The sequence below is a fragment of the Stenotrophomonas sp. WZN-1 genome, assembly GCF_002192255.1.
Taxonomy (GTDB): Bacteria; Pseudomonadota; Gammaproteobacteria; order Xanthomonadales; family Xanthomonadaceae; genus Stenotrophomonas.
Window position 1 is genome coordinate 3,384,502 of sequence record NZ_CP021768.1, and the last position, 17,236, is coordinate 3,401,737.

17 protein-coding genes are annotated in these 17,236 nt (G+C 66.3%); 6 read left to right on the forward strand and 11 right to left on the reverse strand.

The window, feature by feature from the left end:
• Positions 1-100: 100 nt before the first annotated feature.
• From CCR98_RS15925 to CCR98_RS15935, 3 genes are all read left to right on the forward strand, one after another.
• A complete protein-coding gene (locus tag CCR98_RS15925) occupies positions 101-1,018 on the forward strand; it encodes an alpha/beta hydrolase (protein ID WP_014038164.1) in 918 nt (305 codons plus the stop codon).
• Positions 1,015-3,492, forward strand: a complete 2,478-nt coding sequence (locus CCR98_RS15930; protein ID WP_087923368.1) for an acyl-CoA dehydrogenase — start codon at positions 1,015-1,017, stop codon at positions 3,490-3,492. The genes CCR98_RS15925 and CCR98_RS15930 overlap by 4 nt, the downstream gene beginning before the upstream one ends.
• Positions 3,493-3,567: 75 nt before the next feature.
• Positions 3,568-4,035, forward strand: a complete 468-nt coding sequence (locus CCR98_RS15935) for a hotdog fold domain-containing protein (RefSeq protein WP_087923369.1) — start codon at positions 3,568-3,570, stop codon at positions 4,033-4,035.
• Between the two features lie 504 nt (positions 4,036-4,539).
• Here the strand turns inward: CCR98_RS15935 and CCR98_RS15940 are convergent.
• On the reverse strand, positions 4,540-4,890 hold the full coding sequence (locus CCR98_RS15940; protein ID WP_087923370.1) for a DUF1304 domain-containing protein: 351 nt from the start codon (positions 4,888-4,890) through the stop codon (positions 4,540-4,542).
• A gap of 30 nt (positions 4,891-4,920) precedes the next feature.
• Entirely contained in the window at positions 4,921-6,249 is a 1,329-nt protein-coding gene (locus CCR98_RS15945) for an MFS transporter (protein ID WP_087924215.1), read from the reverse strand.
• A gap of 284 nt (positions 6,250-6,533) precedes the next feature.
• On the opposite strand from CCR98_RS15945, the gene CCR98_RS15950 reads away from it, so the two are divergent.
• Both CCR98_RS15950 and CCR98_RS15955 read left to right on the forward strand, forming a co-directional pair.
• Entirely contained in the window at positions 6,534-7,934 is a 1,401-nt protein-coding gene (locus tag CCR98_RS15950; protein WP_087923371.1) for a serine hydrolase domain-containing protein, read from the forward strand.
• 112 nt (positions 7,935-8,046) lie between these two features.
• Positions 8,047-9,281, forward strand: a protein-coding gene (locus tag CCR98_RS15955) for an IS3 family transposase (RefSeq protein WP_232463037.1) whose coding sequence is annotated in 2 segments (ribosomal slippage) — positions 8,047-8,398 and positions 8,398-9,281 — 1,236 coding nt in all. Because the reading frame shifts where the segments join, the coding sequence is not laid out codon by codon here.
• A gap of 68 nt (positions 9,282-9,349) precedes the next feature.
• Here the strand turns inward: CCR98_RS15955 and CCR98_RS15960 are convergent.
• Positions 9,350-10,108 carry an SDR family oxidoreductase gene (locus CCR98_RS15960; RefSeq protein ID WP_087923372.1) on the reverse strand — a complete coding sequence of 253 codons (759 nt, stop codon included), beginning with the start codon at positions 10,106-10,108 and terminating at the stop codon, positions 9,350-9,352.
• Positions 10,109-10,222: 114 nt separating this feature from the next.
• Between CCR98_RS15960 and CCR98_RS15965 the strand changes: the two genes are divergently transcribed.
• Positions 10,223-11,116, forward strand: a complete 894-nt coding sequence (locus CCR98_RS15965; protein WP_087923373.1) for a LysR family transcriptional regulator — start codon at positions 10,223-10,225, stop codon at positions 11,114-11,116.
• Positions 11,117-11,202: 86 nt separating this feature from the next.
• Here the strand turns inward: CCR98_RS15965 and CCR98_RS15970 are convergent, their stop codons facing one another.
• From CCR98_RS15970 to nudE, 8 genes are all read right to left on the reverse strand, one after another.
• Entirely contained in the window at positions 11,203-11,883 is a 681-nt protein-coding gene (locus CCR98_RS15970; RefSeq protein WP_198361026.1) for a histone, read from the reverse strand.
• Between the two features lie 613 nt (positions 11,884-12,496).
• On the reverse strand, positions 12,497-12,892 hold the full coding sequence (gene gcvH, locus CCR98_RS15975; RefSeq protein WP_087923374.1) for a glycine cleavage system protein GcvH: 396 nt from the start codon (positions 12,890-12,892) through the stop codon (positions 12,497-12,499).
• A gap of 93 nt (positions 12,893-12,985) precedes the next feature.
• Positions 12,986-14,098 (reverse strand): glycine cleavage system aminomethyltransferase GcvT, encoded by a 1,113-nt coding sequence (gene gcvT / locus CCR98_RS15980; RefSeq protein ID WP_087923375.1) that lies wholly within the window; start codon positions 14,096-14,098, stop codon positions 12,986-12,988.
• A gap of 159 nt (positions 14,099-14,257) precedes the next feature.
• Entirely contained in the window at positions 14,258-14,560 is a 303-nt protein-coding gene (locus tag CCR98_RS15985) for a DUF962 domain-containing protein (RefSeq protein WP_049442982.1), read from the reverse strand.
• A 108-nt stretch (positions 14,561-14,668) separates the two neighbouring features.
• Complete coding sequence (locus CCR98_RS15990) at positions 14,669-14,998, reverse strand: YnfA family protein (RefSeq protein WP_075676844.1); 330 nt, start codon at positions 14,996-14,998, stop codon at positions 14,669-14,671.
• On the reverse strand, positions 14,995-15,834 hold the full coding sequence (mazG, locus tag CCR98_RS15995; protein WP_087923376.1) for a nucleoside triphosphate pyrophosphohydrolase: 840 nt from the start codon (positions 15,832-15,834) through the stop codon (positions 14,995-14,997). The genes CCR98_RS15990 and mazG overlap by 4 nt, the downstream gene beginning before the upstream one ends.
• Before the next feature lie 13 nt (positions 15,835-15,847).
• Positions 15,848-16,651, reverse strand: coding sequence for a 3'(2'),5'-bisphosphate nucleotidase CysQ (gene cysQ / locus CCR98_RS16000; RefSeq protein WP_087923377.1), 804 nt, complete (start codon positions 16,649-16,651; stop codon positions 15,848-15,850).
• Positions 16,648-17,211, reverse strand: coding sequence for an ADP compounds hydrolase NudE (gene nudE / locus CCR98_RS16005; RefSeq protein ID WP_005418435.1), 564 nt, complete (start codon positions 17,209-17,211; stop codon positions 16,648-16,650). Before nudE ends, cysQ begins: the two co-directional genes overlap by 4 nt.
• Positions 17,212-17,236: the final 25 nt, after the last annotated feature.

A 17,236-nucleotide genomic window follows, 5' to 3' on the forward strand; every position in this document is an offset into this window, starting at 1 on the left:
ACCGTCGCAGGGGCTCCGGGGCGGTCCATTCAGGCGCCTTCCGCAGTGCACCATACCGTACAGTATTGACTTCCCCCCGAAGCAATCCATACTAGCAAGTATGGTTACGTCCCCACCTCCCGCTGCGTTCCATGACCTGCGCCTGGACGCCGCCCATGGCGCCCGCCTGGCAGCCACCGCCAGCGACCATGGCCGACGCGGCCGGGTGCTGTTCGCGCATGGCTTCGGCCAGACCCGCCACGCCTGGAATGCCACCGCCCGCGCACTGAACGCGGCCGGCCTGCAGACGCTGGCCTATGACGCCCGCGGCCACGGCGATTCGGACTGGAATGCCGCCGACCTGCCCTATCACGGCGAACAGTTCGCCGATGACCTGATCGTGCTGGCCGGCGAGCAGCCGCGCCCGCCGGTACTGGTTGCAGCATCGATGGGCGGGCTGTTCGGCCTGTTGGCCGAATCACGCTGGCCGGGCCTGTTCTCGGCGATGGTGCTGGTCGACATCACCCCGCGCTGGGACACGGCAGGCGTCGAGCGCATCCTGGCCTTCATGACCGCCCATCCCGACGGCTTCGCCTCGCTGACCCAGGCCGCTGACGTGATTTCGGCGTACATGCCGCACCGTCCGCGCAAATCCGAGCAGTCGCTGCGTGCACTGCTGCGCGAGGACGGCCATGGCCGCTGGCGCTGGCATTGGGACCCGCGCCTGGTGGCCGAGCTGGCCCGCGACAGCGAGCAGCACCAGGACGCACTGGCCGAGGCCGCGCGCCAGGTGAAGTGCCCGCTGCTGCTGGTCAGTGGCGGACGCAGCGACCTGGTCACGCCGCAGACCGTGGCCGAATTCCTGGCGTTGGCGCCGCATGCGCGCCATGTGCAGCTGCCGCAGGCCACTCACATGGTCGCGGGCGATGACAACGACGCCTTTACCGCTACTGTGTTGGACTATCTGGACGTGTTGCCCGCAGCGGACGCTGCGGCTTCGTCCGCCACAAACGAGCACGTCACCGGAGCACGCTCATGAGCATCGTTCTTCCCTTCCTCGCCCTGCTGCTGGCAGGCGCGTTCGTCGCCTACCACCGCATGCGGCTGGTTACCTGGACGCTGATCAGCGTGGCCCTGCTGGCCGCCTGCTGGTTCATTCCCTACGTCAACCAGACCGCCACGATCGTCGCGGCCGCCGTGCTGGCCGTCATCGCCGTGCCGCTGCTGCTGCCGTTCATCCGCAAGCCGCTGCTGACCGGCCCGATGATGAAGGTGTTCCGCAAGGTGCTGCCGCCGCTGTCGCAGACCGAGCGCATCGCACTGGAAACCGGTTCGGTCGGTTTCGAGGGCGAACTGTTCACCGGTGATCCGGACTGGAACATCCTGCTCAACTATCCCAAGCCGCAGCTGACCGCCGAAGAACAGGCCTTCCTTGATGGCCCGGTCGAAGAGCTGTGCACGATGGTCAACGACTGGGAAATCACCCACGTCCACGCGGACCTGCCGCCGGAGCTGTGGGCCTTCATCAAGAAGAACAAGTTCTTCGGCATGATCATCCCGAAGGAATATGGCGGCCTGGGCTTCTCCGCGCTGGCCCACCACAAGGTGATCCAGAAGCTGGCCTCGGTGTCCTCGGTGGTCAGCTCCACCGTCGGCGTGCCCAACTCGCTGGGCCCGGGTGAACTGCTGGTGCATTACGGTACCCAGGAACAGAAGGACCAGTACCTGCCGCGCCTGGCCGATGGCCGCGAAGTGCCCTGCTTCGGCCTGACCGGCCCGTTCGCCGGTTCCGACGCCACCTCGATTCCGGACTACGGCATCGTCTGCAAGGGCGAGTGGAACGGCGAGCAGGTGCTCGGCGTCAAGCTAACCTTCGACAAGCGCTACATCACCCTGGCTCCGGTCGCTTCGCTGATCGGCCTGGCCTTCCGCATGTACGACCCGGATGGCCTGATCGGCGATACCCGCGACATCGGCATCACCCTCGGCCTGCTGCCGCGCGACACCGCCGGTGTTGAAATCGGCCGTCGCCACTTCCCGCTGAACTCGACGTTCCAGAACGGCCCGATCCGCGGCAAGGACGTGTTCATTCCGCTGACCCAGCTGATCGGTGGCGCAGCCATGGCCGGCAAGGGCTGGAACATGCTCAACGAGTGCCTGGCCGTAGGCCGCTCGATCACCCTGCCGTCCACCGCCAGCGGCGGTGCCAAGGCCGGTGCCGCCGTGACCGGCGCCTATGCGCGCATCCGCAAGCAGTTCGGCCTGTCGGTTGGCCGCTTCGAGGGCGTGGAAGAAGCACTGGCCCGCATCGGCGGCAAGGCCTACAAGATCAGCGCGCTGTCGCAGGCCACCGCCGCCGCGGTTGACCGTGGCGATGTTCCGTCGGTGCCGTCGGCGATCGCCAAGTACCACTGCACCAGCATGAGCCGCGAAGTGATCTCGGACATGATGGACGTGATCGGCGGCAAGGGCATCATCCTGGGGCCGCGCAACTTCGCCGGCCGCAGCTGGCAGGCCGCGCCGATCGCGATCACCGTGGAAGGCGCCAACATCATGACCCGCAGCCTGCTGATCTTCGGCCAGGGTGCGATCCTCTGCCACCCGTGGGTGCTGAAGGAAATGAAGGCCGCGCAGGATCCGGATACCCGTGCCGGCCTGCAGGACTTCGACCGCAGCCTGTTCGGCCACATCCGCTTCGGCATCTCCAATGCCGTGCGTTCGTTCTGGTTCGGCCTGACCGGCGCGCGCTTCGGTGCCGCCCCGGGCGATGCCTATACCCGCCGCTACTTCCGCAAGCTGGACCGCTACTCGGCCAACCTGGCGCTGATGGCCGACATCTCGATGATGACCCTCGGCGGCAAGCTGAAGTTCAAGGAATCGCTGTCCGGCCGCCTGGGTGACGTGCTGAGCCATGTCTACATGACCAGCGCCATGCTCAAGCGCTACCACGACGAAGGCGCACCGCAGGCCGACCAGCCGCTGCTGGCCTGGGCCTTCCATGACAGCGTGCACAAGATCGAAGAGTCGCTGTCGGCCGCACTGCGCAACTTCCCGATCCGTCCGATCGGCTGGCTGATGTGGGCGCTGATCTTCCCGCTGGGCCGTCGCGCCGAGGCCCCGGGCGACCGCCTGAGCCGCCGTGTTGCCGCCCTGCTGATGGCACCGAATGAAGCCCGCGACCGTCTGGCCAGTGGCGTGTTCCTGACCCCGTGCGAGAACAACCCGGGCGGACGCATCAACAGCTACCTGAGCAAGGCGATCATGGCCGAGCCGGTGGAGCGCAAGTTCCTGAAGGCGCTGAAGAGCAAGGGCATCGAAGCGCTGGACTTCAAGAGCCAGCTGGATGAAGCCGTGGCCGAGGGCGTGATCACCCAGGACGAGCGCAGCCTGCTGGAAGAGCTGCGTACGCTGACCCTGGACACCATCACCGTGGACGACTTCGACACCCACGAACTGCGCGCGGCCAGCTACTACGACCGCCAGCACAAGGATCCGCACTCGCAGGCGGCCTGATCGCCCGCGACACGCGTTGCCTCGACGGCGGGCCTCGGCCCGCCGTCGCTTTATCCGCCGACCGGAATATCCACCATGTCCACGCCCCTGCTCTCGCTTTACCACCGCCTGCAGCGCTGGCCCGCCGGCAACTGGCTGTTCTCGCGTGCGGTGTGCTTCAAGGCGCCCTACTTCGCCAGCATCGCGCCGCGCATCACCCGCCTGGAACACGGCCGCTGCGAAGGCACGCTGGCCGACCGCCGCAGGGTGCGCAACCACATCGGCACGGTGCACGCCATCGCGATGTGCAACCTGGCCGAACTGACCGCCGGGCTGATGGTCGACGCCTCGCTGCCGAAGGGCATGCGCTGGATCCCGAAAGGAATGCAGGTTCAGTACCTGGCCAAGGCACGTGGCACGCTGCAGGCGGTGGCGTTGCCAGCGCAGCCGATTGCCGTTGCGGCCGAGGGCTATGCGCTGCCGGTGACGGTGAGCGTGCGCGACCGTGCGGGCACCGAGGTGTTCAGCGCGGTCATCGACATGTGGATGTCGCCGGCGAAGTAGGGTTCCCGCGAACGGCGCAGCCCCTCGTGGGTGGACGGTTGGTCACGGAAAGCCTGGGTTTGGCTGGGGGCGGTGGTTTCGCGGGGGACGCCGTGAACCCGTCCGTGGGGGCTTGGCCGCGGCATCCATGCCGCGGACACCCCCGCGAACCCACCGCCCCCAGCCTCTGACAGATCTCTGCGGCGTCCAGCCCACGGAAGAGAAAAAAGAAGAGCAACAGCAAAAGCGGCCCACCGGCCGCATTTTTTCATGCACGCAGAACCCACGAGCGCAGCGACCCGCTGTTGCCCTTGATCTTCTCTTTTCTTCTCCGTGGGCTGGCCGCGCACGGAACCTGTCAGGGGTGTGGCGGGTGGGCCGTGCAGGGGCGTTGGCGCCACGGATGGCGCCATCGAGCTTACATGGACGTACTTGCAGCGTCCCCTGCACGGCCCGCCCGCCACACCCATCACATGACCCGCTCTACGCGACCACCCCACGAGGGGCTGCGCCGTTGGCTGGAAACTACGCTACCGCGCGAAACACCAACGCCAGGATCGCCGGCACCGCCTGGATCATGAAAATGCGGCGGCTCACGCTGTAGGCGCCATAGCACCCGGCCACCACCACGCAGGCCAGCGAGAACGTCACCAGCACCGGCTGATCGATCAGCAGCCCCACCACGATGCCCGCCGCCAGGAAGCCGTTGTACAAGCCCTGGTTGGCCGCCAGCACGCGCGTGGTCTCGGCCTTCTCCGGCGTGTTGCGGAAGGTCTTCAGGCCCAGTGGACGGGCCCACAGGAACATCTCCAGCACCAGGAAGTACAGGTGCAGCACCGCGACCAGCACGGTCAGCAGCAGCGCGATCAGCGACATCGTTTCTCTCCTCGGGAAGATGGGGCCGCGTCAGCGGTCGCGCGGCAGTTTCTTTTCTTCGCGCAGCACGCCGAACGCGGCCAGGGTCATGAAGCCGGCCACCAGCACGCCGCCGATGAACACCACGTGCGAACCGAACAGGGTCAGCGCCTTGTGGACCCAGGTGAAACCCAGGTCCGCGCCGCGGTACACCACGGTATCGATCGCCGCGCCGGCCTTGTAGCGCCACTGCCGGTCCACGCGCGTGTAGATCGTCTCGCGTGCCGGCTTGGCCAGCGCGAACTCGCTGGCGCGGGTCATCACCTGTACCACCGCGACCATCAGCGGCATGGGCGAGGCCGCCAGTACCGAGAAGCCGATCAGGATCGCGAAACCGGGAATCAGCAGCGCCGGCGCGATGCCATGGCGCGACAGCAGCCAGCGGGTCAGGCCCACCTGCATCAGCAGCGCCAGCGCGTTCACCGCCAGGTCGATGCGCGAGAAGAACGCGGTACTGGCCGCCGGGTCAGTGAAGGCCGCGCGCACGATGCTGGCCTGCTGGTTGTACAGCAGCGTGCCGACGCCCACGCCGAACACCACCATCACCGCCAGCCAGCGCAGCAGCGGCTCGCGCACGATCAATTTCAGGCCGTCGAGCACGCTGCCGCCCATCGGCTGCTCGCCGGACACCAGCTGCTGCTCGCGTTCGCGCAGCAGCGCCCAGTGCCGCAGTCGCCAGATGCATAACAGGCACACGACCAGGAATCCCGCCGAGACCAGCATCAGGTTGGCGATGCCCACGCGCTGCACCAACGCACTGGTGATCAACGGACCCAGGAAGGCACCGAGGGTACCGGCGGCGCCGATGTAGCCGTAGTAGGCACGCGCCTGCGTGTTGGAGAACACATCGGCCATGAAGCTCCAGAACACCGCCACCGCGAACAGGTTGAACACCATGACCCAGAAGAAGAAGGCCATGCCCCGGCCGGGTACGCCGCTGTCGAACAGCACGTAGAACCCCAGCAGGGTGACGATGAAGAAGCCATATACCGCCGGCAGGAACACCCGCCGCGGGAAGCGGCTGACCAGCCAGCCGTACACCGGCTGCAGCACCAGCATGATCACGAACACGCAGGAGAACAGGAACTGCAGGACGAAGTCCTTCAACGCGATGCCGTGGCTGGCGAACCAGGCGATCAGCACGGGCGGGAACACCGTTTCCAGGTCTGCCGAGGCGGCCATGGCCTCACGCACCGGGCGCAGCACGTAGTAGCCGCTGAGCAGGCAGAAGAAATACAGGAACGACCACCACAGCGCAGGCGACTCGCGGAGCGCCGCCGTCAGCCCCCGCAGCGGCCCCTTGCCCGGTGCAGCGCTCACGCAGCGCCCCTCGCCCACAGACGGCGGTTGGACAGCAGCATGGCAGGCTCCGGGGCAGTGAAGCGCGTACGTTAGCCAATGCACTGCAACATCGCCAGCGTAACGCGCCATCGCGCCTGCGGATGGGTGCGACGACCGGCCGGGATGACACGTTCCGATACACACTTTCGGAGCGTCAAAATTCCAACTTTTTCAACGAGATGCGCATTCATCTTCGCTTTGTTTGTGCACAAGGGAAAAGCGGCGCTAGAATCGCCATCAGCAGTCGCGCACGGGTCCAACCGATGAAAAAGAACAGCCTGCGTCGTCCGATCCGTTCGGCGGCCACCGGTTTGCTGGGCATGTTGATGCCCGTTGCCTTGTCCACCACCGCGCAGACACCGCCGGCATTGCCGCCGATGCCGACCAACATCGAATCCGCGACGGCTCCCTCCGTCGCCCACACCCAGCCGGCGGCCTACCGCACCGGCCTGGTGCCGCACGTCCAGGCGCCGGCCGCCGGCTTCAACGTCGCCAACATCGAATCGATGGCGCAGCAGCTGACCTATGGCGAGCGCGTGCCGGGCATGGCGGTGGCGATCGTGCAGGGCGGTCGCATCCTCAGCGCGCGCGGCTATGGCGTCACCGACGTCAACAACCCGCTGCCGGTCGATGCGCACACCGTGTTCCGCCTGGCCTCGCTGTCCAAGGCTTTTGCCGGCACCATGGCCGGCCTGCTGGTCAACGACGGCACGCTGCGCTGGGACAGCAAGGTCACCGACTACGTGCCGGGCTTTCGCTTGAACTCGCCGGAAGCCACCGACCGCCTGACCGTGGCCGACGTGCTCAGCCATCGCGTCGGCCTGCCGTACAACGCCTACGACCGCGACATCGAAGGCAACGCCGAGTACTACTCGCTGACCCAGAAACTGGCCAACACCAGCCTGAAGTGCCTGCCGGGCGACTGCTACGCCTACCAGAACGTGGCCTTCAGCCTGATCGGCGACGTTGTCTATGCGGCCTCCGGCAGCTTCTACGAGCAGTCGGTCGAGCGCCGCATCTTCAAGCCGCTGGGCATGAATGATGCCAGCCTCGGCCTGGCCGGCATCCAGGCCAGCTCGCGCTGGGCGCGTCCGCACGTGCGCAGCCGCAACGGCTGGGTCTCGCTGACGCCCAAGCCCACCTATTACCGCGTTGCCCCGGCCGCTGGCGTCAACGCCAGCGCCAGCGACATGGCGCAGTGGCTGCTGGCCCACACCGGCCATCGCCCCGACGTGCTGCCGGCACCACTGCTGGCCACGCTGCATTCGAGCCTGATCAACACGCCAGGCGAGATGCGTTCGGGCTGGCGCCGTGAGCGCCTGCACTCGGCCGGCTATGCATTGGGCTGGCGTACCTTCGACTACGCCGGCCACGACGTGGTGTTCCATGCCGGTGCCGTGCAGGGCTATCGCGGCCTGGTGGCGCTGGTGCCGGAACGCGATCTCGGCATCGCCATCCTCTGGAATGGCGAAAGCGGCCTGCCAAGCGGCCTGTTGCCGACCGTGCTCGACTCGGCACTCGGCCTGCCGGCGCAGCGCTGGCTGGACGTCGACACCGACTTCGGCAGCGACAACCTGATGGCCGAGGGCGCAAGCCCGGCGCAGCAGGACAAGCGCAAGGGCAAGGGCGCCTCGGGCAATCGCGCGGTGGCTTCGCCGCGCTGATCAGGCGGGCCCGACCGTGAACGTAAAGGGCGGCCTGCGGGCCGCCTTTTTCATGCTTTTGACCCGTCCTGAATTGAGTTGACACCTTTTCCCACAGGAAGAGGAATGTTCAATGAATTCAACACTCAGGCGCAGCCAGCGGGATTACTCACTGGCCTTCAAATTGGCGGTGGTCGACCAGATCGAGCGTGGGGAGCTGACCTATCGTCAGGCCCAGGATCGGTACGGCATCCAAGGCAGCAGTACCGTGCTGAAGTGGCTTCGCCGACATGGTCGGCAGGACTGGTCGGGTGGTGCATCATCTGCCCCCATGACCACGTCACCCAAAAGCGGGGCGGCCAAGCCGCTGACGCCGGAACAACAGATCAAGGCCTTGCAGGTGCAACTGCGGGAAGCCAACGAGAAAGCGCAGCTTTTCGAAGCCATCGTCGATGTTCTCAAAGAGGACTACGGGGTACGCATCGTAAAAAAGCCTTCCGGCAAGTCCTCACGCAAGGGCGCCTCCAAGGCCTAAGCGTTGCGAGGGCTTGCCGACATTTCGGCATTAGTCGACAGGCGTACTACCAAGCCGGCCATCGCCAGCAACGGCAGCTGGTCCAGGGCGCACGGGCGATCGCTTTGGTGCGTGGCTATCGGGCGCGACAGCCCCGCATCGGCACTCGCAAGCTCCATGGTCTGATCAGGCCGGCACTGCAGGCATCGGGGATAGCGATGGGACGGGACCGCCTGTTTGGAGTCCTTCGTGATGCCCGGCTCCTGGTTCCGATGCGGCGGGCGTATCACAAGACAACCGACAGCCATCACCGCTTCCGGCGTCACCCCAACCTGCTCAAGGCTGGCGAGGGGCGCGTGGCGCCCACTGGCAGCGAACAAGTCTGGGTAGCCGACATCACCTACCTGCCGACGCAAGGGAAATTCGTGTATCTGAGCCTGATTACAGATGCGTGGTCACGCAAGATCGTAGGCTGGAGCGTGCATGACACGTTGCAGACAGAGCAGGTCGCCCAAGCCCTGCAAATGGCGTTGAAGGGGCGAAAAACGCGCCAACGGCTGGTCCACCACTCCGACCGAGGCATCCAATATTGCTCGGACTACTACCAGAAGATCCACGCCAAGCACGGCGTGACCTGCTCGATGACCGATGGCTACGACTGCTACCAGAACGCTCTCGCAGAGCGGGTAAATGGGATCTTGAAAGGCGAATTCCTGCTGTATCGGCCTCGAGACCTCGCGCAGGCACGCCAGATGGTGGCCGAGTCGGTAGAGATCTATAACGCCGAGCGGCCACATCTGTCCCTTAAAATGCAGACGCCCAATGCGGTGCATCGAGCGTCTTTGGCCGCCTGACGGCGGTCAGTCCATCCGCCACAGGTGTCAACCTATGGCAGGACGGGTCATTTTCTAGATCTGCGGCGCTAGTGCGCGAAGTAGTGCATGCCGCCATCCACCGGAATCACCGCACCGGTGATGTAGCCGGCCAGCGGCGAGGCCAGGAACGCCACCAGCGGCGCCACTTCCTCCGGTTCACCGAAACGTCCGATCGGGATGTTGCGGGCGATGAACGTGCGTCGGCTTCCCTCGGTGGGGTGCAGGCGCTCCAGGATCTGCGCGCTATTGATGCGCCCCGGTGCAATCGCGTTCACCGTGATGCCCTGCCCGGCCACCTCCGACGACAGGCCCTTGCTCCACAGGTGCAATGCCGCCTTCGCCGCGGTGGCGGCGTTCACCGCACGCGGTTCCATCGAACCGCTGAAATTGATCACCCGTCCCCATGCCTGCGCCTGCATGCCGGGCAACAGCGCCTGGGTCAGCCGTCGCGCGGCGGAGAAGTTCAGGGCGATCGCTTCCTCCCAGATATCATCATCGGCATCGACCGTGGTCGGCCGGGAACCGCCTGCGGCATTGACCAGGATGTCGACACGCTGCAATGCCTCACGGGATGCGTCCGCGATGTACCGGACGTCGCCGGCAACCGTGACATCGCCGGCCACGATGACCGGTGCAGCGCCGCCTTCGGCTTCGATCCGCGCCGCCAGCGCCTGCAGGGGTGCGCGCTGCCGCGAGGTGATGGCAACACGTACGCCCTGGGCCGCCAGCTGCCTGGCGACGGCGGCACCGATGCCGCTGGCCGCGCCCGTCACCAACGCGGTACGGCCTGCAAGATTCAAGTCCACGGTGTTCTCCTGTCAGCGCGGCCGGGGAATCCGGCCCGTGCACGACATGCTGTTTGATCACCCCTGATTGATAAACTCCGCGCAGGTTTCAGCATTCAACACCCGGGGTGTCAGATGAACCTGCTGGAAAGCATGCAGGTCTACGTGCTGATCGTGGACAAGGGCAGCCTCAGTGCGGCAGCCGCGGCGATGGACATCTCGGCGACGATGGCCGGCAAGCACCTGCGTGCATTGGAAGCACGGCTGGGCATGCAGCTGTTGAGCCGTACCACGCGCCGCCAGCACATGACGCCGTTCGGCGAGGACTACTACACCCGCTGCAGGGAGATCCTGCGCCTGGTAGAGGAAACCGACGCGCAGGCGCAGCACCAGCACCTGGCACCGGCAGGCACGCTGCGCATCAGTGCACCGGTGATCTTCGGCACGCATGCGCTGGTACCGGCACTGGCCGAGTACATGGCGCGCCATCCGGATGTCCGGGTCGACGCTACGTTGACGGATCGCGTGGTCGACCTTGCCGAAGAGGGCTTCGAAGCGGCGCTGCGCATCGGCACGCTGGCCGACAGCAGCATGCTGGTGGCGCGTGCGCTGACCCCTTATCGCCTGATGATGTGCGCCTCGCCGGCGTACCTGGCCAGGCATGGCACGCCACTCAGCGTGCAGGCACTTGCCGGCCATCAATGCCTGTCGTTCGAACCCAGCGCACTTGCACAGTGGCTGCAGGCCGATGCTGGCGGGCTCGACCGCGTGCCCGACGGCCGGCTGCAGATCAACAATGGCGAAGCGCTGCGTTCGGCGGCGCTGCAGGGTCTGGGCATCGTCCTGCAATCGACGTTGCTGCTGGCCGCCGATGTCGAGGCTGGGCGTCTGGTGCAGCTGCTTCCGGAACATGGCCAGGCCGGTCGGCCGATGCACGTGGTCTATGCGCACGACCGTTACCACTCCACCCGCCTGCGCAGCTTTCTCGACTTCCTGGTGGAGCGTTTTCCAGCGGCGCCGCACCGCTAGCGCCGCTACAGGCAGACCATAAAAAAACCCCCTCCCCGCTGGGCAGCCAGGGAAGGGGGTTTCAGGATGCGGCTATCGGGAAGTACTTAGATCAGCGGCGCCGGGGTTGCCGGCAGAGCGACCGGAGCGGCCTTCTTCTTGCGGGCGGCCGGCTTGCGCTTGGCAACCTTCTTCGCTGCCTTCTTCGGGGCAGCCTTCTTGGTGGCCTTCTTCGCGGTCTTCTTTACTGCCTTCTTGGCGGTCTTCTTGACGGCCTTCTTGGCAGTCGCCTTCTTCGCGACCTTCTTGGCCGGCTTGCGGGCCGTGGCCTTCTTGGCAGTCTTCTTGGTGGCCTTCTTGGCTACCTTCTTGACGGCCTTCTTCGCGGTCTTCTTGACGGCCTTCTTGGCAGTGGACTTCTTGGCTACCTTCTTCGCCGCCTTCTTCACTGCCTTCTTCGCAGTGGTCTTCTTGGCGACCTTCTTCGCAGCCTTCTTCACTGCCTTCTTGGCGGTCGCCTTCTTCGCGACCTTCTTCACTGCCTTCTTGGCAGCGGCCTTCTTCGCGACCTTCTTCACCGCTTTCTTGGCGGCGGGCTTCTTTTTCGCAGCTTTCTTGGTTGCCATGGGATGGCTCCTCGTCAGTGATAGGGAGTTGAAACGCCCAGTTGGATCAAACCCGCTGATGCTGCGTGCGGGGACCGCCGGCGCGTCAGGCGCGCCGTTACGGATGCGGCAATGCCCGCCTCGATCGGCGGAGCGGGCATCGGAACGGGAGTTGCCTTGCATTTCTCCGGGGGAAGCGGGGCCATATCCACCGTCATCAGGGTCGCGGTGGTCTTGAAGGGGCTGCTTCGCATCGGACGATTGATTCTGCGCACTCGGTTGGGCAGGCAAGGTCTGCTGAGGCGAAACCTAATCACGGTTTTTTTTACTGTCAACAACCCCCGCGAAAAATTTTCACATCCGCGCCGTTCCGGGCGCCTTCGGCGCCACCACTCTGCACGGCCTGCAACGACGGTGGAAGCGGCGCGCACGCGCGTTGCCTGCATTGATGCCAACGCAGGCGTTGATCAAAAAACACTTGAAATAAGCACTCCGCGCAGATAGGCGCAGGTTGGGCGCGACGGCGTGCGCGCATCGTCGATGGTCACCGGCACCGCCGCCAACGCCAGCACAACGGCGCCGCAACAGGGGGCGAAAAGTTTTCACATTCGAACGCCTCGGCGCGGGGCTGAAACGCGGATTTGCGCAAAACTGCGCACGTCCATCGGCACCGTTCGTCTGTCGGCTGATGCCACGCCGAGGGTGTGCAGCGAACCCCGCGTCATGAGTCCGACGCGGTCGCCAAAACAAAAACGGCCACCCGAAGGTGGCCGTTCCAGAATCCGGAAACGACGACTCAGTGGTCGTCGTTCTCCAGGACTCCAGCGTACGCGTCCGGGTCCAGCAGCTCGTTGAGCTCTTCGGCGTTGGTCAGTTCGACCACGAAGATCCAGCCTTCGCCGTAAGCATCTTCGTTGATGGTTTCCGGCTTGTCGGACAGGGCCGAGTTGACCTCGACGACCTTGCCGCTGATCGGGCTGTAGACGTCCGAGGCGGCCTTCACCGACTCGACGACGGCGATCTGTTCGCCGGCCTTGGCGTCGGCGCCGACTTCCGGCAGTTCGACGTAGACCAGGTCACCCAGCAGGCCCTGGGCGTGGTCGGAAATACCGACGGTGACGCGGCCATTGCCTTCGACACGGGCCCACTCATGGGACTTGAGGAACTTGAGGTCGCCGGGGATCTCGCTCATGGGACTGCTCCAGAGATATGCAGGGGTGGAAAAAACGGGGCTAGTGTAACCAACCGGCCGCCACTGCTGTCAGTGACGACCGGCACGTACGGATCAGGCGTCGGCGAGCACGCCGGGCTGGGCCTGGCCTTCGCGCACGAACGGGAACTTGACCACGCGCACCGGCACCTGCCGGCCGCGGATGTCGACGGTGACCTCGCCGAGTTCACCGGCCGGCACGCGGGCGAAGGCGATGCCCTTGGCCAGGGTCGGCGAGAAGGTGCCGGACAGGATCTCGCCCTGGCCGCCCGCGGTGGTCACCGCCTGGCCGTGGCGCAGCACGCCCTTCTCGTCCATCACCAGGCCGATCATCTGGCGCGCGGTGCCGGCGGCCTTCTGCGCCTCCAGCACGTCGCGGCCGATGAAGTCGCGGCCTTCGTCCAGCGACACGGTCCAGGCCAGCGCCGCTTCATACGGGCTGATCGCTTCGTCCATGTCCTGGCCGTACAGGTTCATGCCGGCTTCCAGGCGCAGGGTGTCGCGCGCACCGAGGCCGGCCGGCTTCACGCCTTTCGCCAGCAGGCGGTTCCAGAAGGCGACCACGGCATCCTGCGGCAGCAGGATCTCGAAACCGTCTTCACCGGTGTAGCCGGTGCGGGCGACAAACAGCTCGACGCCGTCGTCGGACTGCGCCTTCAGGGCGGCGAAGCGGCCCAGCTTGGTCAGCGCTGCACGGTCGGCTTCGCGGGCGAGGCGGATCACGTTGTCGCGCGCCTGCGGGCCCTGCACGGCGAGGATGGCCAGGTCCGGACGCTGCTCGACGGAAACGCCGAACGGCGCCGCCTGCTCGCGCAGCCAGGCCAGGTCCTTCTCGCGGGTGGAGGCGTTGACCACCATGCGGAAGAAGTCGTCGTCCAGGTAGTAGACGATCAGGTCGTCGATGACGCCGCCGCTCGGATTCAGCATGCACGAGTACAGCGCCTTGCCGGTCACCTTCAGCTTGTCGATCGAGTTGGCCAGCAGGCGGCGCAGGAACGGTTTGACCTGCTCACCGCGCAGGTCGACCACGGTCATGTGGCTGACGTCGAACACACCGGACTCACGGCGCACCAGGTGGTGCTCGTCCAGCTGCGAGCCGTAGTGGATGGGCATGTCCCAACCCCCGAAATCGACCATCTTGGCGCCAAGGGCGCGGTGGGTATCGTTGAGCAGCGTCTTCTGGGTCATGACCGGGTCCGGCAGCAGAGGAAACAAGAACCCCCATTATCCCAGATCGGTCGCCCGCAGGCGTGCCGCAGCGCAGCGGTGCGTGGAGGCGGAAGCGCGGCCCGCCCCGCCCTTTCCCTTTCGGGCGAGGCAATGGCTGCGCCCCTCCGCAACCGCCTGCTACAGGCGCACCCGCCCACGCAGGATGTCGGCGAACATGACCCAGTCACCCATGAATGAATACAGCGGATGCCGGAAGGTCGCCGGGCGGTTCTTCTCGAAGAAGAAATGGCCGACCCAGGCGAATCCGTAACCGCAGAACAGCGCGGCCAGCAGGAGCAGCGGCTGGCCGCGCAGCACGGCAGCAGCCACCAGCAGCAGCACCCCGCAGCTGCCGATGAAATGCAGGCGCCGCGAGACCGGGTGGCGGTGCTCGCTGAGATAGAACGGATAGAACTCGCGGAAGCTGGCGAAGCGGGACATGCGCGTGCTCCGGGGGCCGTGGTCACCGCCATCATGCGCCTTCCGGGGAGGTGGCGCTGCGCGCTTGCCGGGCATGGCCCGGCGGCCGTTGCAAAGCCTGGTTCGACGCTACACCGAAGGTGCGCGCGGACCGAACATGATCACCGCCATGCCGGCCAGGCACAGGGCTGCACCGAACAGGTCCCAGCGGCTGGGGCGGATGCCGTCGACCAGCCACAACCAGAACAGCGCGGTGCCGATGTAGACGCCACCGTAGGCGGCATAGACCCGTCCACTGGCGGTGGGGTGCAGGGTCAGCAGCCACGCGAACAGGGCCAGGCTGGCCGCCGCCGGCAGCAGCAACCAGGCGCTGCCCCCTTTGCGCAGCCACAGCCACGGCAGATAGCAACCGATGATCTCGGCCAGCGCGGTCAGCAGGAACAGGCCGAGCGTCTTCACGCCTTTTCCGCTGCCTTGGCGTGCTGCCACAGCGCTTCCTGCGCATCCAGGTCCAGTGCGGCCAGCGCCTCGCCCTGCGCGGCGGCCTGCGCTTCCATCGCGCGGAAGCGCCGTTCGAACTTGTGGTTGGCCCCGCGCAGTGCGGCGCCCAGATCGATATCGGCGTGCCGGGCCAGGTTGGCGCAGACGAACAGCAGGTCGCCCAGTTCTTCCTGCAGACGCGCCTTGTTGCCCGCGATATCGCCGCGCTCGAATTCCTCACGCAGCTCCTGCAGCTCCTCGGCCGCCTTGTCCAGCACCGGCAGCGGGCCCGGCCAGTCGAAACCGACCTTGGCCGCGCGCGACTGCAGCTTCACCGCCCGCTGCCATTCCGGCAGGCCACGCGAGATACCGGCCAGTGCGGAAGTGTCCTGATCGCCCTTGGCGGCACGCTCGGCGCGCTTGATCGCCTCCCAGTTGCGCATCACCCCGTCGGCATCGTCGACGCTGACATCGGCGAACACGTGCGGGTGGCGGCGCTGCATCTTGTCGCTGATCGCACGGGCGACCTCGGCGAAGGTAAATGCCCCCTGCTCCTCGGCCATGCGTGCATGGAACACCACCTGCAGCAGCAGGTCGCCGAGCTCGTCGCAGAGATCGTCCAGGTCACCCCGGTCGATCGCATCGGCGACCTCGTAGGCTTCCTCGATGGTGTACGGGGCGATGGTCGCGAAGTTCTGTTCCAGGTCCCACGGGCAGCCGCCCTGCGGGTCGCGCAGGCGCGCCATGATCGACAGCAGGCGCTCGAGTTCGTTGCTGGCGGCGCTGCCGGTGGTGGGGGTGTCGTGCGCGCTCATGCGGCCTCCAGGATCAGTCGGACAACCAGTCGCGCCACGGCAGGCTGGTATCACCAAGGGCAATGAAATCGCCGTTCAACAGGGTCTCGCGGCGGTTGTAGCGGAACGGCTTGCCGGTCGCGGCCGACAGCACCGCACCACCGGCGGCGTGCAGCACGCACTGGCCGGCGGCGGTATCCCATTCAGAGGTCGGGCCGAGCCGCGGATAGACATCCAGGCCGCCTTCGGCGATCCGGCAGAATTTCAGCGACGAGCCCTGCGCGATGGTCTCGATGCGGCCCATGCGCGCCAGCAGCGCCTCGGTTTCCGGCGAGCGGTGCGAACGACTGGCGGCGACGCGCAGCGGGGCAGTGGCCGGCGTGCGGGTGCGCAGCACGGTGTCGTGCAGGCCCTGCCGCCGATAGGCCAGTTCGCCGCGCATGGCATGCCAGACGATGCCGGTGACCGGCGCCAGCACCACGCCGAAGGCCGGCGCGCCCTGGTAGATCAAGGCGATGTTGACGCTGAACTCACCGTTGCGCTTGACGAACTCGCGGGTGCCGTCGAGTGGATCCACCAGCCAGTACGCGCCCCAGTGGCGGCGCTGCTCCCAGCCCACCTGCGCCGATTCCTCGGACAGGATCGGCAGGTCCGGGGTCAGCTGGCCCAGGCCCAGCTCAATGACCTGGTTGGCGGCCAGGTCGGCCGCGGTGACCGGGCTGTTGTCGTCCTTGATCTGCACGTCGAAGCCATCGGCATACACCTGCATGATGGCCTGGCCGGCTTCCTGGGCGATGGCGATGGCGGTCTCGCGCAGGTCCGTCGTCAGCTTGATCATCGCGTTCCCTGCAGCCACTGGCGGGCAATGAACAGCGCCGCCAGCGAGCGTCCCTCGGAGAAGTCCTCGCGCAGCATCAGCTGGTCCAGTTCGGCCAGCTTCCACGGCACCACTTCCAGCTCCTCCGGCTCGTCGCCGGCCAGTTTTTCCGGGTACAGGTCGCGCGCCACCACCAGCCACGACTGGTGGCTCATGTAGGTTGGGGCCAGGGTCATCGCGCGCAGCACGTCGACCCGGCGCGCACCATAGCCGGCCTCTTCCTTCAGTTCGCGGTCGGCCGCCTGCTCAGGCGTCTCGCCGGCATCGATCCGGCCTTTCACCAGCCCCAGTTCGTAACGGTGCATGCCGGCGGCGTATTCACGTACCAGCAGCACGGTTTCGTCGTCGAGCATCGGCACCACCACCACAGCACCGTGCCCACGGCTGACCAGGCGCTCGAAGCGGCGGCGTTCACCGTTGGAGAACTCCAGGTCCAGATGCTGGCGCTGGAAGGGGCCGTTCTCCTCATCGGTGATGCGATGGATGATCGGCAAGCGACGGCCGGCACGGTCATCGTTCATGCGGAACCTCCGCGGCGACCGGCGA

Excerpts from the sequence above, each read along its gene's own strand:
- CCR98_RS15925 (WP_014038164.1), top strand. The coding sequence starts at position 101 with ATGGTTACGTCCCCACCTCCCGCTGCGTTCCATGACCTGCGCCTGGAC.
- CCR98_RS15930 (WP_087923368.1), top strand. The coding sequence starts at position 1,015 with ATGAGCATCGTTCTTCCCTTCCTCGCCCTGCTGCTGGCAGGCGCGTTC.
- CCR98_RS15935 (WP_087923369.1), top strand. The coding sequence starts at position 3,568 with ATGTCCACGCCCCTGCTCTCGCTTTACCACCGCCTGCAGCGCTGGCCC.
- CCR98_RS15940 (WP_087923370.1), bottom strand. The coding sequence starts at position 4,890 with ATGTCGCTGATCGCGCTGCTGCTGACCGTGCTGGTCGCGGTGCTGCAC.
- CCR98_RS15950 (WP_087923371.1), top strand. The coding sequence starts at position 6,534 with ATGAAAAAGAACAGCCTGCGTCGTCCGATCCGTTCGGCGGCCACCGGT.
- CCR98_RS15965 (WP_087923373.1), top strand. The coding sequence starts at position 10,223 with ATGAACCTGCTGGAAAGCATGCAGGTCTACGTGCTGATCGTGGACAAG.
- CCR98_RS15970 (WP_198361026.1), bottom strand. The coding sequence starts at position 11,883 with ATGCAAGGCAACTCCCGTTCCGATGCCCGCTCCGCCGATCGAGGCGGG.
- gcvH (WP_087923374.1), bottom strand. The coding sequence starts at position 12,892 with ATGAGCGAGATCCCCGGCGACCTCAAGTTCCTCAAGTCCCATGAGTGG.
- gcvT (WP_087923375.1), bottom strand. The coding sequence starts at position 14,098 with ATGACCCAGAAGACGCTGCTCAACGATACCCACCGCGCCCTTGGCGCC.
- CCR98_RS15985 (WP_049442982.1), bottom strand. The coding sequence starts at position 14,560 with ATGTCCCGCTTCGCCAGCTTCCGCGAGTTCTATCCGTTCTATCTCAGC.
- mazG (WP_087923376.1), bottom strand. The coding sequence starts at position 15,834 with ATGAGCGCGCACGACACCCCCACCACCGGCAGCGCCGCCAGCAACGAA.
- cysQ (WP_087923377.1), bottom strand. The coding sequence starts at position 16,651 with ATGATCAAGCTGACGACGGACCTGCGCGAGACCGCCATCGCCATCGCC.
- nudE (WP_005418435.1), bottom strand. The coding sequence starts at position 17,211 with ATGAACGATGACCGTGCCGGCCGTCGCTTGCCGATCATCCATCGCATC.